The sequence below is a fragment of the Pseudochrobactrum sp. AO18b genome (genome assembly GCF_000409565.1).
GTDB lineage: Bacteria > Pseudomonadota > Alphaproteobacteria > Rhizobiales > Rhizobiaceae > Pseudochrobactrum > Pseudochrobactrum saccharolyticum.
In genome coordinates this window covers 1-2,315 of sequence record NZ_ANNO01000280.1, presented here as the reverse complement: position 1 = coordinate 2,315, position 2,315 = coordinate 1, and the positions used below count along the sequence as shown (strand labels likewise).

Genomic DNA, 2,315 nt, shown 5'->3' with positions numbered 1-2,315 from the left:
GCTGGCATGCCGCCGTCTTTCTTCGGCAGTTCAGCAATCATGGCTTCGGTGGTGATCATCAAGCCAGCGATAGAAGCTGCGTTCTGCAGAGCAGTACGTACAACCTTAACCGGATCAACAACACCAGCTTTAATCAGATCGCCATATTCGTTGGTTGCAGTGTTGTAACCAAAGGTTTCGGAAGCGTTTTCGAGGATTTTACCAACGATTACGGATGCTTCTTCACCGGCGTTTGTGGTGATCTGACGGGCAGGAGCCTGGATCGCACGACGGATGATGTTGATACCGGCGTCCTGATCAGCATTGATACCTGTAACGGTAATCTTGGCCGATGCGCGGAGCAGGGCAGTACCGCCACCAGGTACGATACCTTCTTCAACCGCAGCGCGGGTTGCGTTCAGAGCATCGTCAACGCGGTCTTTGCGTTCTTTAACTTCAACTTCAGTTGCACCGCCAACGCGGATAACTGCTACACCGCCGGCGAGCTTGGCAAGACGTTCCTGCAGCTTTTCGCGGTCGTAGTCGGAAGAAGTTTCTTCGATCTGCTGTTTGATCTGGCCAACGCGGGCTTCGATTTCAGCTTTCGAACCGGCACCATCAACAACAGTTGTGTTTTCTTTGGTGATCGCAACTTTCTTCGCACGGCCGAGCATGTCGAGGGTCACGGATTCCAGCTTGATGCCGAGATCTTCGGAGATAACCTGACCACCGGTGAGGATAGCGATATCTTCGAGCATTGCCTTACGACGATCGCCGAAGCCAGGAGCCTTAACAGCAGCGATTTTCAGGCCGCCGCGCAGCTTGTTAACAACCAGAGTTGCCAGTGCTTCACCTTCTACGTCTTCAGCGATGATGACGAGTGGCTTGGAAGTCTGAACAACAGCTTCGAGAACCGGCAGAAGAGCCTGCAGGTTGGAAAGCTTCTTTTCGTGCAGAAGGATGTAAGCGTCTTCCAGTTCTGCAACCATCTTTTCTGGGTTGGTTACGAAATACGGAGACAGGTAGCCGCGGTCAAACTGCATACCTTCAACAACTTCCAGCTCGGTTTCAGCTGTCTTGGCTTCTTCAACAGTGATAACGCCTTCGTTGCCGACTTTCTGCATCGCTTCCGCAATCATGCGGCCGATTTCAGCTTCGCCGTTAGCGGAGATGGTGCCAACCTGAGCAACTTCTTCAGAAGTGTTGATTTTCTGAGCTTTGCCAAGGAGGTTTGCAACAACTTCAGTTACAGCCAGATCAATACCGCGCTTCAGATCCATCGGGTTCATGCCGGCAGCAACAGCTTTTGCGCCTTCCTGAACGATCGCCTGACCGAGAACAGTAGCGGTTGTTGTACCGTCACCGGCAGTGTCATTGGTCTTGCTTGCGACTTCGCGCAGCATCTGTGCGCCCATGTTTTCGAACTTGTCTTCAAGTTCTACTTCTTTGGCAACCGATACACCGTCTTTGGTGATGCGTGGCGCACCGAAAGATTTGTCGATAACAACGTTACGACCTTTAGGGCCGAGCGTTACTTTAACAGCATCTGCAAGGATATCGACGCCGCGCAGCATTTTTTCGCGCGCTGAACGACCGAATTTTACGTCTTTAGCAGCCATTTTTCTCTCCTGGAGCCTGAGGTCTTGCCTTCAAGGCTTCCCGATTTGAACTGTTGAAAAGGGATGGTGAATAAGCCCGGGCTATGAACCGCTCAGGCTAAATCGAAAATCAGGCGATGATTCCGAGAATGTCGGATTCTTTCATGATCAGCAGGTCTTCGCCGCCGATCTTCACTTCTGTGCCGGACCATTTGCCGAACAGAACGCGGTCGCCAGCTTTAACGTCCAGAGCAACCAGCTTGCCGCTTTCATCGCGGTTACCGGAACCAACGGCGACAACTTCGCCTTCAGACGGCTTTTCTTTGGCTGAATCAGGAATAATGATGCCACCGGCTGTCTTTGCTTCCGATTCTACACGACGAACGACAACGCGGTCATGAAGAGGGCGGAAATTGATCTCTGCCATGGATATAACCCTTGAAAATACGCCTTGAAATAAGGCAGCAAAATGAGTTGAAGGCCTTTCGGCCCGTGGATTATTAGCACTCTCTTTGTGTGAGTGCTAACGTGCTTTTGATATAGGAAAGAGCCGTTTCGGAGTCAAGGTTTCCGGCGGGCATAAAAGACAATATTGCCGGTGATAAACCCTGTAAAAACTGACAGGGGGCATCGTAAATCAAATGCTTAGGCACAAATATGATGCCCGTGCTGCGGATTTATAAGTGCCTGACGGCAACAAATTTTTATGTCTCGCAAGGGTGTTGTCGTGTTTCAGAT

2 protein-coding genes are annotated in these 2,315 nt (G+C 51.1%); both read right to left on the bottom strand.

Features of this window, described 5'->3' with window-relative positions; all coding sequences use genetic code 11:
* Positions 1-1,598 (bottom strand): chaperonin GroEL (groL, locus tag A918_RS0111690; protein WP_022711249.1); only part of this gene is annotated, 1,598 nt, incomplete at its 3' end.
* 109 nt (positions 1,599-1,707) lie between these two features.
* Positions 1,708-2,004, bottom strand: a complete 297-nt coding sequence (gene groES / locus A918_RS0111685; RefSeq protein WP_022711248.1) for a co-chaperone GroES — start codon at positions 2,002-2,004, stop codon at positions 1,708-1,710.
* Between the last annotated feature and the right edge of the window lie 311 nt (positions 2,005-2,315).